Source organism: Thalassospira sp. MCCC 1A01428 (assembly GCF_002115825.1).
Lineage (GTDB): Bacteria > Pseudomonadota > Alphaproteobacteria > Rhodospirillales > Thalassospiraceae > Thalassospira.
Map to the genome: position 1 here is coordinate 41,467 of NZ_JFJZ01000017.1, position 13,084 is coordinate 54,550.

At 52.3% G+C, this 13,084-nt stretch carries 11 protein-coding genes; 4 read left to right on the forward strand and 7 right to left on the reverse strand.

Features of this window, described 5'->3' with window-relative positions:
* Nucleotides 1-33: 33 nt before the first annotated feature.
* The 3 genes from THS27_RS14175 to THS27_RS14185 form a co-directional block, all read right to left on the reverse strand.
* Complete coding sequence (locus THS27_RS14175; RefSeq protein WP_085591961.1) at nt 34-1,674, reverse strand: cyclic peptide export ABC transporter; 1,641 nt, start codon at nt 1,672-1,674, stop codon at nt 34-36.
* Nucleotides 1,671-3,404 carry an ATP-binding cassette domain-containing protein gene (locus tag THS27_RS14180; protein WP_085591963.1) on the reverse strand — a complete coding sequence of 578 codons (1,734 nt, stop codon included), beginning with the start codon at nt 3,402-3,404 and terminating at the stop codon, nt 1,671-1,673. The genes THS27_RS14175 and THS27_RS14180 overlap by 4 nt, the downstream gene beginning before the upstream one ends.
* A 79-nt stretch (nt 3,405-3,483) precedes the next feature.
* Nucleotides 3,484-4,617, reverse strand: coding sequence for a diaminopropionate ammonia-lyase (locus THS27_RS14185; RefSeq protein WP_085591965.1), 1,134 nt, complete (start codon nt 4,615-4,617; stop codon nt 3,484-3,486).
* Between the two features lie 270 nt (nt 4,618-4,887).
* Between THS27_RS14185 and THS27_RS14190 the strand changes: the two genes are divergently transcribed.
* On the forward strand, nt 4,888-6,195 hold the full coding sequence (locus tag THS27_RS14190; protein ID WP_168184900.1) for a TAXI family TRAP transporter solute-binding subunit: 1,308 nt from the start codon (nt 4,888-4,890) through the stop codon (nt 6,193-6,195).
* Between the two features lie 14 nt (nt 6,196-6,209).
* On the opposite strand, the gene THS27_RS14195 is transcribed toward THS27_RS14190, so the two are convergent.
* The 4 genes from THS27_RS14195 to THS27_RS14210 are packed head-to-tail and all read right to left on the reverse strand — an operon-like array spanning nt 6,210 to nt 10,690.
* Nucleotides 6,210-6,890, reverse strand: coding sequence for a GNAT family N-acetyltransferase (locus THS27_RS14195; protein ID WP_085591969.1), 681 nt, complete (start codon nt 6,888-6,890; stop codon nt 6,210-6,212).
* Nucleotides 6,887-7,903 (reverse strand): ABC transporter substrate-binding protein, encoded by a 1,017-nt coding sequence (locus tag THS27_RS14200; protein WP_085591971.1) that lies wholly within the window; start codon nt 7,901-7,903, stop codon nt 6,887-6,889. Before THS27_RS14200 ends, THS27_RS14195 begins: the two co-directional genes overlap by 4 nt.
* Nucleotides 7,900-9,903 carry an MFS transporter gene (locus THS27_RS14205; protein ID WP_168184901.1) on the reverse strand — a complete coding sequence of 668 codons (2,004 nt, stop codon included), beginning with the start codon at nt 9,901-9,903 and terminating at the stop codon, nt 7,900-7,902. The genes THS27_RS14200 and THS27_RS14205 overlap by 4 nt, the downstream gene beginning before the upstream one ends.
* Nucleotides 9,893-10,690 (reverse strand): hypothetical protein, encoded by a 798-nt coding sequence (locus THS27_RS14210; RefSeq protein WP_139835590.1) that lies wholly within the window; start codon nt 10,688-10,690, stop codon nt 9,893-9,895. The genes THS27_RS14205 and THS27_RS14210 overlap by 11 nt, the downstream gene beginning before the upstream one ends.
* 228 nt (nt 10,691-10,918) lie before the next feature.
* Between THS27_RS14210 and THS27_RS14215 the strand changes: the two genes are divergently transcribed.
* The 3 genes from THS27_RS14215 (at nt 10,919) to THS27_RS14225 (ending at nt 13,078) form a co-directional block, all read left to right on the forward strand.
* Nucleotides 10,919-11,428 (forward strand): YcjF family protein, encoded by a 510-nt coding sequence (locus THS27_RS14215; protein ID WP_168184902.1) that lies wholly within the window; start codon nt 10,919-10,921, stop codon nt 11,426-11,428.
* Nucleotides 11,429-11,510: 82 nt separating this feature from the next.
* Nucleotides 11,511-11,708 (forward strand): hypothetical protein, encoded by a 198-nt coding sequence (locus THS27_RS14220; protein ID WP_085591978.1) that lies wholly within the window; start codon nt 11,511-11,513, stop codon nt 11,706-11,708.
* A gap of 47 nt (nt 11,709-11,755) precedes the next feature.
* Nucleotides 11,756-13,078 carry an SPFH domain-containing protein gene (locus tag THS27_RS14225; protein WP_085591980.1) on the forward strand — a complete coding sequence of 441 codons (1,323 nt, stop codon included), beginning with the start codon at nt 11,756-11,758 and terminating at the stop codon, nt 13,076-13,078.
* Nucleotides 13,079-13,084: the final 6 nt, after the last annotated feature.

The window sequence follows — 13,084 nt, forward strand, 5'->3', positions numbered from 1 at the left end:
CTGAATCCCGCGGTATTACATGTTAGGGGCCCTCTAACCTTCGAACGCACCATCCCGAAGGTAGCAAACCTGATCTGCAATATGAAACCAGCGGTCATCATGGGTAACACAGATAACAATTTTGCCTTGATCCCGTAATTCCGGCAGCAGGTATTCGTAAAAAATCTTGCGAAAATACGGGTCCTGGTCCGCCGCCCATTCATCAAGCACAAGGACCGGTTTGTCTTCCAGCATTGCTGTTACCAGCATCAGGCGTTTACGTTGTCCCTGGGACAAATCTGTTGTCGAAAAGGCGTTATCGACCAGTTCAACCTTATCGTCGATTTCCATCTTTTCGAGCAACATTTGTGCCCGTTCCGGGTCAACCGGAGCAATCCCGAACAGGTCACGAAACAAATGATAGTCACTAAAAACAGTGGCAAACCTGTCACGGTAGGATTGCAACTGGTCGGGTGCCAACGGCACACCGTTTACCAGGATATCACCACTTTCTGCGCTGCGCAGACCGGTTAACAGCGAAATCATGGTCGATTTACCAGCCCCGTTGCCACCGGTAATAAAACTGATCTTGCCGCGCTCGAATTTTGCATTTAGCGGGCCCAGAGCAAACCCTTTACCCCCGTTTTGATCACGATATGCAAAACAAAGATCGCTTAATGTAATATCGCGAACCACATCATCTACGGGCAAAACGGCACCTTGCCCCGTTTTTACCACACCATCTTTACCTGTTGGCGGTGCCGCCGCAGCGATCAGTGCCTGATCAAGCCGGGAAATCTGGGCAAGCGATGCCTCTGCATTGCCAAAAGACGGAATGGCAAACAATAACGATCCAATCGGCCCGATCATGAAAAGGGCCGCGGTTGTCGTTTGGGTGGCAACCTCGTGATAATCCGTGGTGAATATTGGCACCACAAACACCATCAGCCCCATCATCACATAGAATGCCAGCTGAATTAATGAAAATTCCCGTCCCCATTGACGTTTGATTGCTGTTTTAGCAAGGCGTGTACGATCAGAAAGGTCATATAATTGCACCATCAAATCATCACGGCGCGCCCGGCTCATGCGGACTTCCTTAAATCCTTGCAGCAAATCCGTCAGGCCATCAAACAGCTTGTTTTCTTCTGCCACGGCATCGCGGGTGGCATCACTTACCTTGCGGGCACGGTGTAAATGCACCACAGCGGCAATTACGCTAAAACCCATCACCATGATAAAGGCCGGCATTGAAAGCCAGGCCATATAAAGACTGACGAAAACCAGCAACACCATTTGTTGCAGCCCCGTCAGAATCATCGGCAAGGCCCCGGAAATCGTCTGCATTTCCTGGGTCAGTGCCGTTTGCAGTGGCCCCTGACCAATATCATTAAGGGTATCAGGCCCGGCCTTGCGTACATTATCAAACAACCGCAGCCGCAAATTATGCAAAATATGTTCGGCTTCGCGCGCAACAATGACATCAGACTGCCGTTGCGACCACGCATATGCCAAAAGCGACACCCCCATCAGCGCAAGCAATCGTACACTGGCCTGTCCTTGTGCCGCCTGTTCGGCCGCCATATTAACCACCATCAAAATCATGGTGGTCGCAATGCCCGACAGGGCGGTCAACATCGCAACTCCACGCAGGCTAACCCGTGTTCTTTGCCGGATCAGATCGACCAAAATCATGCTGTTGGGCCTCCGGCGTCATGAACGCTATCGGCCTTGCTTTTGCCTGCCACATCGCGCAATTGCCCGGCTTCAAGATGCAGACAACGATCAGCAGCATCAAAATAATGGTCGTCATGGGTTACTGCCACAACCGTCAGGCCACGTTTGCAAAGCTCAGGTAAAATCTCGCGATAAAATTTGCGTCGAAAATGCGGGTCCTGGTCGGCTGCCCATTCATCAAGCACCAGGATCGGGCGATGTTCAAGAATGGCCGCAATCAGCGCAAGACGTTTGCGTTGTCCCTGTGACAGATCCTGACGAACGAAGCGGGCATGTCCAACCGACAGGGTGTTCGCGCTATCTGCCTCTGCCGGGTCTTTTTCGTCAGGAATATTTATGCCGGTAATATGGTCGAGTTCAAACATTCGCAACCAGAAGGCCGCTTCGGTGCGGTCAATTTCGCCCAAACCATAAAGATGGGAAAACAGATGAAAATCGGAAAAAACAGTTGAAATCAGATGGCGATACGAGCCGATGCTCTGCGGACCAAGACGAATGTCATCAATTTCAATATGACCGTCGGTCGGATAATATAAAGCGGTCAACAATTTGATCAGGGTTGATTTTCCCGAACCATTGCCACCGGTAATAAAAATCAGTTCCCCGCGCGCAATTTCAAGCGTTACCGGCCCCAGTTGAAAACCATGGTTCTGATCCCGATGGGCATAGCGAAAAATCGCGTTATGAAAACCGATGCGGGTAAAATCACCGGCAACCATCGCGCCATCATCTTCGGCCACGGGTTCCGCCATTGCGACAAGGTCAGCATCAAGCGAGATCATTCGCGATGCCGCGTTTTCCGCCGCGCCAAGCACAGTCCAGCTTTGCACAACGGCACTAATGGGCCCGATCATGAATAATACTGCCGTACTGACCTTCATTACCGTGCCGGAAAAGCCGGGGGAATAAACCGGAACAACAAACACAATCACTGCAAGCAAAATATAAAACGCCATCATGCCCATTACCTGCTGGCGAAAGGTAAGATCATGCGCCTGAACGGCGGTTTCTTCCTTATGCGCCGACGTCGCAGTAAAAGCAGTATTTAACGCATCACTGCGTGCCGAGGACATCCGCACTTCCTTGATGCCGTAAAACAGGTCGGCAACCCTTTCAAACAGGGAATTTTCTGCTGCCGCCAGCCGATGATAACAAGCCGATAGTTCACGCCCCATCCGTAAATAAATCATCGTGCCAAACCCGATCACTATCACGATCAGAAAAAAGGCCAGCGGGGACAACCACAAGACATACAACATCACCGCCAAAACCAGCAGCAACGAGCGAAACGCATGGGCCAGCAATTGCGAATTTTGCGAAATTACCTGGCTGCTTTGTGTGATGCTTTCATAAAGGCGGGTCCGCCCGAAACGTTCTATCCGGGCAAAGTCGGCATTTGCCAAACCTGTCAAAAGGCGTGCGCGCACACGGTGAATACCATTTTCAATGCGCGCGCCAATATGGGCAACCAGATAAATCTCGGAAAAAAAATACACTATTGATACGGCAATAAATGCCCCGGCCAGAAACCAGTTAACCTTGTCAATTTCGGTTTGTTCAATCTGTTCGGCTGCCGCATTTACGATTGCCAGCAACACAGCACTGCCGCCCCCTGCCAGTCCACCGGCAAGCGTCAGACGGGTTAACAGCCTGTTATCCCCCGACGACAACAGATCAAGCAATTTCATTGGTTTGAAGTCCCCCTGGTCCGGCCATTAAGATATTGTGTCCCGGGCCGAATTAACCCGGCGAGTGTAGCTGCCGGCGTTAGGGCTGTCCAGTGATCGCATAGGCGGGAACAGGTGTAATTGTACTGGCATACCGTGCGGGCATGGCGCCCTCGCTATTAACCACCAGAACACTGCTGTTAGCGTCCAGGTTAAATTGCGCCCGCAAAACCGGGCTTTGCGCCACATGCCATAACCCGGCGATACCGGCAATGCCCGTGTCCCAGCAATCAAGCGGCACATCCCCATTTATTCCCCGTCCCAGTTCTGTCTGGGCATGAAGGGCAATGGCATCATCAATCGCAATGCTGCCGCGCGCAACCTTTTGCAAAATATCGAATGCCGGAAGGCTTGGTCGCCCGCAGGATAAACCGACCATCCGGGTTAGCAACTGCCCGGCGACAGAGACCGGGCGCCCCTGTGCAAGGCTTTGTTTCACACAAGCCGCGTTGGTGGCTTCAACAGTAATTACACCGGGCTTGCGACCACTTTCATGCCACAGGCCCAGCACACAGCCTGCCGCCATGCCGCCCACCCCGCATTGCAAAAAAACATGTCCGGGCCACACGCCAATCTGTTCCAGTTGCCGGGCGCATTCAATGCCCATAACTGCATATCCGGCCATAATGTCGCGGGTTACCTTAATGCCACCGTGATAATCGGTATCGGTAATCAGTAATACGCCAGCGTCGCGTGCGGCGTTTTCTGCGGCAAGCACGGCATCGTCATAGGTGCCTGCAACCACCACAATATCGGCACCATTGTCGCGCATGCGCTGCACCCGACCCACATTCACATCTGTGCCAACATAAATACGGGCGTTGCAGCCAAATTTTGCTGCCGCCCACGCCAACGCCAACCCGTGATTCCCGTCTGTTGCCGCAACGGCCGTAAAGCCCGCACAATCGGTACTGCCCGGCACAAGCCCAAGGTCCAGCAACTGTTGTTTCAACCCATAAGGCGCACCAAGTGCCTTAACACCGCCCAGTCCGAAACGCCTGCTTTCGTCCTTGATCAGAACCGATCCGATACCGAGCTGTTTTGCCAAACCCGGAGCGGAAAGAAGCGGACTGGGGCGATATTCCTGCCAGTCTGAAATCAAGTCCAGCGCCCGATAGATTTCATCCCGGCCGGGAAAAAGGGCATCGATGCCTGAATCCGGTTGTTTCGACAATTATTCCATACCCCGCATCTATTATGACCGTCTCAGACACCCGCCTGTTCACGCCATCGCCCCCGTAAAGCAACAAAGTTTTTACTACTCAATTGGTCACAACACTATCCATATGTCGTGAATTATTATGAAAATACAATTGCCGGGCTATACCGCGCCCCCAAATCGTGAAATTGATATCAGACGACAACAGCGTAACTTCGTCCTCGACGGGGGATGCTGCGGTCCATTACACTCTCTTTTGCAACCAGGGGGTTACAGGGCGATCCAATGCAACAGGTCACAATGGGCAAAAAATTCGGGCTTCTGAAAAACGCGCTGCTGGTCAGCCTGCTTATTGTGGCATCGACTGGCGCGATTTCTGTTGCCTGCGCGCAAGGCAGTGACCTGCCCGATGCATCGCCAGATACATCATCGCGGCTGGCCAACCAAAATAATGCGACCGGCAATATTGATCAGTTCGATAATCAACCCACAGAAAAAATACCGACAAATCCCGAAATGATAGACGGGCTGATTTATAAGCCCGATGCAATCCCTTTGTCGCAATATCGGCGCGATTACAAAGGGATAGGCGGCCTGAGCCAGAAAATCTCTGAAACTGGCGACACACGCCCTTCCTATTACCTTGCCATCTATAGCGGCAGTACCAACGGTGTTTACTTTCAGGTCGCGGCCAGGATTTGCGAACTCATGCGCCAAACCTATGAGGAACATCGCGTGCATTGTGTTCCGCTGCGTTCGCAAGGGGTTGGCAGCAATGTTGAATTGATGAAAGAAGGCCGCGTTCAGGTTGCCATCGTCCAGTCCAATACGAACTGGGAGGCCCAGAACGGCATCAGTCCAATTCCCGGTGCCCGTTCTGTGATGTCACTTCATGATGAAATGGGCCTGTTGGTCGTGCGCAAGGATTCGGGCATTCATTCCGTTGCTGATTTACGCAACAAACGCATCAATGTTGGCCCCGAAGGATCAGCTTCACGGGGATTGTGGCTGCAACTGTTAAAAAAATACGATATCGGCCTTAAGGACCTGGGCCAGGTTTATGGCGTTGCACAGGATTACAACGGCATTGGCATTTGCAATAACTATCTCGATGCGTTCGGCCTATGGATCGGGCATCCGGCAGAACCGATTAACGACACATTGGGTTGCGATGCAGAAGTCGTTGGCATGGGCGGCGGCCCAACCGAGGAACTGGTCAAAAACAACAGTTATTTCTTTAACCAAACCCTGCCTGCCAACACGTATCCCGGTCAAAATAAACCGGTCAAATCTTTCGGCTTCAAGGCATCCCTTATCGCTTATGAACCGGCCAATTCCTATGTTGTTTACTGGTTAACACGTATCGTGCACGAGCATCTTGCCGATTTGCGCAAAATGATGCCGATGTTTCTAAGTGTTGAAGCCGATGACATGTTTAAAAAAGGCAATTTCTTGCCGTTCCACAGTGGTGCAGCCTGTTATTGGGAAACCGACCCGCACGCCTGTGACTGGCAAAAAGCCTATATTGCACGCGATGCAGAGGCGGCAAGACTGCTTAACGCCAAATCAAAATACCTTACAGATGATCAATAAGCCGACCGGGAGGATTATTCAGGGACATAACCAATCTGGATCTTGCCCCCGTCAACACGCCACCCCACCCCGATACACCCCCCGGCTATCGCTGTGCGTTGCCTTGGCAGATCATCAAGATTAATCCATTGCATGTCACTTTGCGGTGGTTCCCCGATGCCATTGCCCGTAACCGGGACAGGAGCAAAATCCGCCGCCAGATCACGCCTTACCAGATAGCGAATACCCCCGAATTTTTCGACCATTCCCCGTATGGTTAACCCGCACGACAACAAACTGCGCAAACTGGGCACATTCCCCGGTGCGACAGTCGACAGGGCAATAGAACGACCAGCAGCCAGGGCAGCGGCCAGCCTGTGATTTATCATCTTACGCTGCCAGCCCTGGCCGCGCCATTCAGGGGTCACCGATACACCATCAATATGGGCCACCCCGGCCAATTGTCCCGGCAGAAAATTGTGATCGACACCGAAATTGGGATCATCCCGGCGGGGAAGCCCCAACACACTATAGGCCATAAGGGTATCGTCGCGAAAAGCCCCGTAAATATGCCCGCAGGTCGCAATATGATCAGCGAAAAAGCCATCTGTTTCACATGCGGCCAGGTTTTTCGTCGGCAATAATGCAAGGACCTTGTGATGAAGTCCAATAATTGCAGGCAAGTGTTCGGTGCCAAGGCGACGGATCGTCGTCATTTTACAATTTCCGCGTAATCAAGCAATGGCAACGGCGGGTACAGTTGCAACTGTTTTGCCGCAGATAGTCGGATCAGATAGGAAAAACGGTTTAATGTTTCAATTGGCAAATCACCCGGTTTTGCACCATTGAGCAGAATGTCTGCCGCCTTGCTTGCGGCCAGACGCCCCACCAGTTCATAATGGCTGACCAGACCAAACAGGGCATGTCCCTCGCGCACCTCAAGTTCTGTGGCACTGAACGTGCCAAGGCCATTTGCGAAGCCCGCATCTGTCAGGTTGTCGCGATAGGTGCCAATAAAGTTGTCCGGCCCGATATATAAAAAATCGGCCCCCTTCTTTGCCAGATCGGCCACAGCACCGGCAATACGGTCAGGGTCCGGGGTGCCGTTTTCACCCAGGGGTTCGGCCAGAACCTCAAACGACATTTCCGTGCCCAGCGCCCTAAGGTCGGCAATATTCGAAACCGAGTTGCTTTCCTGAACATTGTAAACCACGCCCAGACGCTTCATGGGGCGATAGGCCCGAATAGCATTAATCTGTGCCGCAAGCGGGGCAATGTGGCTCGCGCCGGTAATATTGGTGCGCATTTGACCGGGCGGCGCAGCAATCCCGGTTTTCCAGGGTGCCGACACCATCACAAAAACCACAGGCAGTTCGGTAATATTTTGCACCGGGTCAACAGCGTCATACCGACCTGCGACCGCCATTGTAACACCCGTCCCCCAGGTATAAACAAGATCCGGCGGGTTCTTGCGGATTTGGGCAATCACATCGGGAATGGCACTGATATCCCGGTTGATATTATAAACCTGAATATCCACCGGGATGTTACGGCTTGCAAAATAGGCGCGAAACCCTTCTTCGACCTGGGTTTCACCCCGCCAGAGAACCATCGCAATATGAAAAGGATGGTCAGGGGACGCGCGGTGGTCTGATGCATAGGCAAGTTCATTGCCTGCCCCGATTATGGTTAGAAGCACTAGCAGGATACAGGCATAAAACCGGTTCATTGTTTCACCCCTGCTTTATCCGCAATATCCTTGTCGACCGGTGATCGCCCGATAAACAATTCAAAACACAAAATACAAATAACCGCACCACACCCAAGATAAAGGATAGCCTTCTCGGGACCGAAATAATGCACCAGCATCGCGGCAATCAAGGGGCCACTGGCACCGCCAAACCGTTCGGCCAGCCGCAAAACAGCCAAAACAGGGCCCGTGCCATGTTTCTCCGTGAATGTACGGCTAAGTTTAAGGCTTAGTGAAACCTGTGCCGGAATGGATGTTGCCTGCGACAAACCCAGCATACCAACCGCAACCGCAATTACCGGCCCTGCGGGGAAGATTCCGGCCATTACCAGCCCGATGGCCGTTATAACCCCGCCAATACCAACGGCCCGCATTTCTTGTTGCTTACGGTCCGTCCAGCGGGCAACACCCCAGCCTGACAGCAAGGCAACCATCCCGTATAGCATGATAACCCGGCCGATTTCGGCAATCGTTGCCCCATTCTGCAACATCAAAACCGGCACAAGGTAATATAAGAATGCACTAAGGATTAATTTGGCAGGAATCGCGGCAAACACCATCAATACCTGCAAACGGCGATTACGCAACAATGCCCCAAACGCCGCCCGTGTAGGCAAGGCCGGAGCCATATCGCCACGCAATCCGACCTGGCTATCCATCAGGAAAAAGGCAAGGCCGGTGGCAAACACCGCCACAAAACCACCCATGAAAAAAGTCAGCGATGCCCCGAAATATCCGGCAATAATGCCACCTATCGCAGGTCCGCAAATATCGGCCAGCATAATCCCGCTGACCATCATCGCGGTTCCTTGCGAGCGATTTTTTTCGGTCGTGGCATCGAGAACATAACTTTGACAGGCAACAAAGGTAGTGGCATAGCCAAGCCCGGACAAAGCACGCCAAATCACCAGGTCCCAGAACCCGATGGCACTGGCCGCCCCGAAAAGCCCGACCGTCGCCAGGCATGCCCCTATCAGATACATACGCAACGGGCCGGTTTTTCCCTGTATCAGGCTGCAAAGCGGCATGGCAATTGCGATCATCAACAGATGCACCGCCATCACAATGCCGGCACCAAGTTGCCCCCCCATCGTGTGCGCTGTCAGGTCGCTGAAATAGGCAGGCATAATTGGCCGGGCCAGTTCTTCGGCCAGAACAAACATAAAGGCCAGCATCCTGACCCCTACCAGCCGAACCTCGCGGGCGGGTTGGGGTATAATCCCGGCTTTTTGCGCCGTGTTTGCGACCACCGCATTAATGCCGCCCATAAACTGGCCAATATCATCGCGCGTTGACTGACCATGCAAAAGCGTAAATTTACGGGCGTGGATATTGGCCAATACCCGCGATGCCACCCTGACCGGCATGGTGACATTGACCGTTAACACAAGCAGCATCAGTTCAAATGACAATGCCAGCGCAATCAGCAAAATCACACCAATATCAAACAGATTGTCAATCAACGGACGCATCAGCGCCCGGCGATCATGCCCGATGACAAGACTGCCCAACCTGATATCGCCGGCTTCCAGCGCACCATCGCCCATTTTCAGGGGCAGACGGGTCAGGATAAACCGGTTTTTTTGCTGATCGTCCTGCGACAGTGACAGACTTTTCTCAAAGGCAGCAGGCTCCAGCCCACCACTAAAAAGCACTTGTCCGTCAGATGTCAGGATCGCGCCAAACAACAGATCAGGGTCACCATCCTGCATCCCGACGATCAGGTCATCGAACCCTGTAATTTTATCAAGCGGAATACCAAGGTCGAGCGCACGAGCGATCTTTTCGACCAGAACCTGTGCCTCGATGGTGGCCTTCTTGATGGTTTCACTGCGAAGGTCATCTCGTGCCAGATCAGCTGCACGCCAGGAAATGCCAACCAGTGCAATACACAAGGCAACCACGCTGACCAGCAACAAAACCCAGATCGTGCCCTTGGGAAACAGGCCGCTGCGACGGGTGACAGGTTCATTTTTCATGTTTTTGTCCATCCCCGGACTGATCATCACCGTCAATCAAACCGTCATCATGTCTGGTTTCGGCATTTGCGTTCTCACGCGACAATTGATCACGCAATTGCCGATACAGGGAAATCATGCGCATTTCACCGCCGGTCAGAACATCACCGTCATGGGCAGAAACAGCCGATGCTTTCCCGTCCAGCGCACGCTCGAGATCATCATTGAGTTCGACAAAAACCCGGTGCCGTCGGCGCATCAATACAAACAGAACCAGCAAAACCGGCACAATCGTCCCAAGGCTGATCATGGTCGCCTGCCACATCCGGCTGGAAACATGGTCAAGTTGGGCATTTGCATCGGAAATATCGGTGATAATCCGAACATAGCCCGCGCACTGCCCCACACTATCGCGCAGTAACGTTCCCATAATCGCACGATCATGATCAAAACTTTGCCATTGATCCATATCTGGCAAAGAAAATGGCGGTGGCGCAACAGAGCCTGCCTGCGCGACATCAATTTGCGATCCATCGCAGGCAAAAACCTGAATGTTCCTGATACCTTCCGACATATCAAGACGCCTGCCAAGAATGGCATCCAGATTTTCCATGTTCTCAAGCCGTAACCCCAAATCAAGGCCTGCAACAATATCGCGTCGGGTTTCGGACAACACAACCGTCATGCGCTGGGACAGCAGGTGATGCAATGTCTGATCAAAACGCAAATAATTCAGCCCGGTTGTCATGGCAATTGCCGCACCAAAGACCAAAAGCAGCGCAAGACCGATCTTGAGAGCCAAACTCACGACCATCCTCCAACACTGACAGCCCGGTCTGTTTTGCTGTTAACCCTGACGTTAAATATCATGAAAACCTATCCCCCCGCTGGCTGCATGTTTGCCTGTGTCCTGTACCAACGTCAAGCACCCACCAGCAGATTGTATATGACTGCTACCCCAACTTGATAAGGTTTGCAGTAGCAGTCCTTAGCCGGTATGCTTTCATTCCTTGTTGCGATCAGAGGACTGCCCGTCATGAGTGCGGAAAAACTTGCTGAATTAAAACAGTTAAAGCAACATCGTCTTGCAAGCGCTATCGTGCGCCGCAATACAATGTGGGCAGTGGGCAGCGGCTTTATTCCCATACCCCTGGTTGACAGTGCAACAATTGTTGCGGTTCAGTTAAAAATGCTTGCCGAACTTAGTGCCATTTATACCGTTCCATTTAACCGCAACAGCGGCAAGTCGGCGATTGCGGCCTTGATATGCAGTCTCAGCAGTGGTGCTTTGGGGAAATCCCTGCTGGCGACCGGCGTATTCGGGGCAATGGCCAAATCTGTTCCGGTCATTGGCTATGGGCTAAGCATTTTAACCATGCCCGGTTTTAACGGTGCGGCAACATACGCACTGGGCAAGGTTTTTCAGCAGCACTTTTCCGCGGGTGGCACTTTTCTGACATTTGACCCCCAAAAAACAGAGCGGCATTTCCGCCAGAAATTTGAAGAAGGTAAGGAATTTGTGGCGCGGCAAGCCGCCGCTGCCTGATTTTGAGAATATCTATCAAGGCGCGTTCAAAAATATAGTGCCGAAATTTTGGGGCAGGACATAGCGTCCGCAGGGGAAAGCAATGCAGTTCGTCGTTCTCATTCTGTATATCATCGCCGCAGCAATATGCGGCATGCTCGGGCGCAATACAGCATTCGGGTTTCTTGGGCATTTCATTCTTGCACTGATCATTACCCCGATTGGCGATTTTCTTGTACAGCTCGTTGCACGCCCGTCCCGCGAGCTGCGCAGGAGAATAAAAGATTATGACATCGAATAGCATGCTGATGCAGCTTCTGGCATTTCCCGGTTTGGACGAGACATTGAATGGTTGAGAGCGCCGACACGGCAACTGTTTCACCTGGCGTTGACACAGGGAAGACAGAAAGCGGGCAGGAACAAAATCGCGGCCTTCGTGCCATCATCGACAGGTATCTCGACGGGCTGGCGGCCTTGCTTCGCAGATATCGCACGTCAATACTGGTAACACTGCTGTTTTTCGTAATCGGTTTGATTGCGTTGGCGCCGCAGATATTCATTACCGTGCCATCCGGGCATGTCGGTGTGCTGTGGTATCGCTTTTTTGGCGGTACTGTAACCGATCATACCTATGGCGAAGGCATCCACATGATCTTCCCATGGGATGAAATGTATATTTACGATGCCCGCCTTCAAAATCAGTCACGTGTCTATGACACCATTTCATCGAACGGCCTGTCGATGAAGGTCGATATTGCTGTACGCTACCGCATTAACCGCGATAATGCCGGCAACCTGCACAAACTGGTCGGCCCCCGTTACCCCGAGGTACTTGTTTACCCCGAAATCGGTTCGCACGCGCGCGAACTGATTTCGCGCTATACCCCTGAACAGCTTTATACCGAAACCCGTGCTTTCATTCAGGCTGAAATTCTCGAACGCATGGTCAACCAGTTGGGGTCATCGCTGGTTAATCAAAGTTTCCAGGGAAAGCTGGTAATTGTCGAGGATGTGCTGATCCGTTCGGTAACGTTACCGGAACGTGTCTCTGCCGCGATTGAACGCAAGGCTGAACAATATCAATCGATGCTGGAATATGATTTCCGGCTTGCGCGCGAAGAAAAGGAAAAACAGCGCAAAAAAATCGAAGCCGAAGGTATTCGTGAATTTCAGGATATCGTTGCCAAAACAATTACACCGGAATATTTGCGCCTGCGCGGTATCGAGGCAACCATGGCGCTGGCAACGTCGAAAAACAGTAAAACAATTATCATTGGTGGCAAAGATGGCCTGCCGGTTATTTTAAATACCGCAGATAACAACATCAGCGACGATGGCAATAAACCGGAAAAAGACCAGGGTTCATCGGCAGATTTAACTGGCGATACAATGAACACCCTGCCATCCGGGCAACAGTTTAATGCCCGGATGCCAGATATTTCGCCACAAAATGCCATTTCACCTGGCATTACCAGCACCGAGGCCCCTGCTGCACCGGTTGATGGCATGCCAAATGGCAACCAAACCAGCCAGAAAACCGCAACGCTGTCATCGGCTGCCGCACCTGGCAATAATCCAGTCGGGCCCGATGGCGAACCCCAGCCAACGGCCCAGGCCGATCCGGCGGGCGCACCTGAAACACCTGGCACCAAAGAAGCGCTCAGAAAATAACCCATC

Coding starts and splice junctions, on each gene's coding strand:
- THS27_RS14225 (WP_085591980.1), top strand. CDS start 11,756: ATGGTTGAGAGCGCCGACACGGCAACTGTTTCACCTGGCGTTGACACA.
- THS27_RS14220 (WP_085591978.1), top strand. CDS start 11,511: ATGCAGTTCGTCGTTCTCATTCTGTATATCATCGCCGCAGCAATATGC.
- THS27_RS14205 (WP_168184901.1), bottom strand. CDS start 9,903: ATGAAAAATGAACCTGTCACCCGTCGCAGCGGCCTGTTTCCCAAGGGC.
- THS27_RS14175 (WP_085591961.1), bottom strand. CDS start 1,674: ATGATTTTGGTCGATCTGATCCGGCAAAGAACACGGGTTAGCCTGCGT.
- THS27_RS14195 (WP_085591969.1), bottom strand. CDS start 6,890: ATGACGACGATCCGTCGCCTTGGCACCGAACACTTGCCTGCAATTATT.
- THS27_RS14200 (WP_085591971.1), bottom strand. CDS start 7,903: ATGAACCGGTTTTATGCCTGTATCCTGCTAGTGCTTCTAACCATAATC.
- THS27_RS14180 (WP_085591963.1), bottom strand. CDS start 3,404: ATGAAATTGCTTGATCTGTTGTCGTCGGGGGATAACAGGCTGTTAACC.
- THS27_RS14190 (WP_168184900.1), top strand. CDS start 4,888: ATGCAACAGGTCACAATGGGCAAAAAATTCGGGCTTCTGAAAAACGCG.
- THS27_RS14215 (WP_168184902.1), top strand. CDS start 10,919: ATGAGTGCGGAAAAACTTGCTGAATTAAAACAGTTAAAGCAACATCGT.